Consider the following 2,582-nt stretch of genomic DNA (forward strand, 5'->3'; position numbering starts at 1 on the left):
CTTTTGGTAAAAACCAATGTCGGGCGATAATACGTTTCAATCAATCTCGAAGCCACAATTCCTATTACGCCTTTGTGCCAATCTTCTTGAAAAACCACCGATGTAAAATTCTTTTCTTCCTTATTTTCTAATATTTGAGCCAGTGCTTCTTTGGTAATTTGTTTGTCTAAATCTTTCCTTTCAGAATTATAAAGTTCAATTTCCGAAGCAAATTGTTGGGCTTGATCAAAGTCAAATTCCGACAATAATTCCACGGCGTGATTCCCGTGTTTGTTTCTTCCTGCAGCATTGATTCTGGGTGCAATGATAAAAACTACGTCGGTTATATCTAAAGTTTGTTTTTTTATTTGGTGAACCAAAGCTTTGATTCCTGGTCTCGGATCAGAGTTGATAACTTGCAAACCAAAATAAGCCAAAACCCGATTTTCTCCCGTCATCGGAACAATGTCTGCAGCAATTGCTGTTGCCACCAAATCCAAATAAGAAGTCAAATCTTCTATAGTTTGGTTTCTATTTTCTCCTAATGCTTGAATTAATTTGAAACCAATACCACAACCACACAATTCATCATACGGATAAGTACAATCGTCTCGTTTTGGATCTAAAACTGCAATGGCTTCTGGTAAAAACTCTCCTGGTCGGTGGTGGTCACAAATGATAAAATCGATGTTTTTTTCATTGGCGTAAGCCACGTGATTAATGGATTTTATTCCACAATCCAAGGCAATAATCAGCGAGAAACCATTGTCTTCGGCAAAGTCAATTCCTTTGAAAGAAATACCATAACCTTCGTCGTAACGATCTGGAATATAAGTGGCAACATTTGGATAATAGGTTTTTAAATAAGAAGAAACTAATGAAACTGCTGTTGTTCCATCGACATCATAATCGCCAAAAACGAGAATATTTTCGCCTTTTTCAATTGCCAATTCAATGCGTTTGACTGCTTTGTCCATATCTTTCATCAAGTAAGGATTATGCAAATCTTCTAAAGTGGGACGAAAAAATTGTCGTGCATCTTCATAGGTTTCAATGCCGCGTTGAACCAAAAGTGTAGCCACAAATTCCTCAATATTCAAAGCTTTAGCAAGATGCTTTACTTTTTCTTCCGAAGGTTTTGGTTTGATAGTCCAGCGCATAATTAATTACGGATTGAGAATTACGAATTACGATTTTGTGTGTTAGGACAAATTTAGTTTAAAATATGGTCAAAAAGAAAACCATTAAGATATTAAGTTTCATTAAGCATTAGACCTTAATGAAACTTAATATCTTAATGGTTCAAAAAATAAAATTAATTAAAAAAAAATCAAAAAAGCCTCAAAATTAACGCAAAATCATAGTACTTTTGAGTTCTATTTTTTATTTAAAATAAACAAAAATGCAAATTCAAGGACAAATTGTCGATATCCAAAACCAACGTATTTATGCTGGTGAAATCACTGTCGAAAACGGGAAAATCATTTCGATAATCAAGAAAAATCACGAGGTAAAAAGTTTTATTCTTCCCGGATTTATCGATTCGCACATTCATATCGAAAGTTCGATGCTTGTTCCTTCTGAATTTGCAAAAATTGCTGTGCTTCACGGAACGGTTGCTACGATTTCCGATCCACACGAAATTGCCAATGTTTTAGGAACTGCCGGTGTTTATTATATGATTGAAAATGGTAAAAAAGTACCGTTGAAATTTCATTTTGGTGCTCCATCTTGTGTTCCTGCTACCATTTTCGAAAGTGCTGGTGCGACTATCGATTCGGAAGGAATTAAGGAATTAATGGCTTCGCCTGATATTTATTATTTGGCGGAAATGATGAATTATCCCGGCGTTTTATTCGATGACGAAGAAGTTATGAAAAAAATTGAATGGGCCAAACATTTTGAAAAACCCGTTGATGGTCACGCTCCTGGATTAAGAGACGAACCCATAAAAAAATACATTTCAGCAGGAATCACAACCGACCACGAATGTTTCACTTTTGAAGAAGCCGAAGAAAAATTGTCACTAGGAATGAAAGTGCTTATTCGCGAAGGAAGTGCCGCCAAAAACTTCGAAGCCTTAATCGATTTACTTCCTGAAAACTATGAGAATATGATGTTTTGTTCAGATGACAAACATCCTGATGATTTAATTGTGGGACATATTAATTTGCTTTGCGCTCGGGCTGTCGCCAAAGGAATTGACGTTTTTAAAGTCTTGCAAGCTGCTTGCGTAAATCCTGTAAATCATTACAAAATGAACGTAGGATTATTGAAAGAAAACGATGCTGCCGATTTTATCGTGGTCGAAGATTTAGTTGATTTTAAAGTAAAACAAACTTATATCAATGGTGAATTGGTTGCCGAAAATGGCGAATCTTTTGTGAAACATATTCCGTTTGAATCGCCCAATAATTTTAATATTACTTCCAAAAAAATCAGTGACTTTCAAGTATCTGGAAAAGGTTCGAAAATTAGAGTTATCGAAGCCTTGGAAGGACAATTGATTACCAATGAAATTCATCACAAATCCTTAATCGTTGACGGAAAAATCGTTTCAGACACGGAAAATGATATTCTTAAAATGGCGGTTGTCAATCGTT

General features: G+C 35.4%; 2 protein-coding genes. One reads left to right on the top strand and one right to left on the bottom strand.

The annotated features are described in order from the left end of the window. A partial coding sequence (recJ, locus tag PHC28_RS18135) for a single-stranded-DNA-specific exonuclease RecJ (protein WP_300103837.1) occupies positions 1 to 1,139 on the bottom strand: 1,139 nt, incomplete at its 3' end. A gap of 242 nt (positions 1,140 to 1,381) precedes the next feature. Between recJ and PHC28_RS18140 the strand changes: the two genes are divergently transcribed. Next, on the top strand, positions 1,382 to 2,582 hold a 1,201-nt coding region (locus PHC28_RS18140), incomplete at its 3' end, for an amidohydrolase family protein (RefSeq protein WP_300103841.1).

The organism is Flavobacterium sp. (assembly GCF_028712645.1).
In the GTDB taxonomy this organism is placed as follows: Bacteria; Bacteroidota; Bacteroidia; order Flavobacteriales; family Flavobacteriaceae; genus Flavobacterium.